A 272-nucleotide genomic window follows, 5' to 3' on the forward strand; every position below is an offset into this window, starting at 1 on the left:
GCTGGTGAATGGCTTTAATATAGGCCAGTGCTTCATGAGCCGAGCGCATATCAGGCTCAGAGACGATTTCGATTAATGGTGTACCAGCACGGTTCAAATCCACGCCCGTCATGCCATCGACGGCATCGTGTACTGACTTACCAGCGTCTTCTTCTAAATGCGCACGGGTGATGCCCATACGTTTCGGATATTCGTTTTTCTCACCTTCATTGACCACGACATCGATATAGCCTTCGCCAACGATAGGATTGGCCATTTGGGTGATTTGATAG

General features: G+C 48.9%; 1 pseudogene. It reads right to left on the minus strand.

Annotation, left to right across the window (positions count from 1 at the left end):
* Positions 1-272 (minus strand): annotated as a pseudogene (gene gatB / locus AAEY99_RS21445) (Asp-tRNA(Asn)/Glu-tRNA(Gln) amidotransferase subunit GatB); the annotation flags it as partial.

It is taken from the genome of Shewanella sp. S1-58-MNA-CIBAN-0166 (assembly GCF_040310085.1).
GTDB lineage: Bacteria > Pseudomonadota > Gammaproteobacteria > Enterobacterales > Shewanellaceae > Shewanella.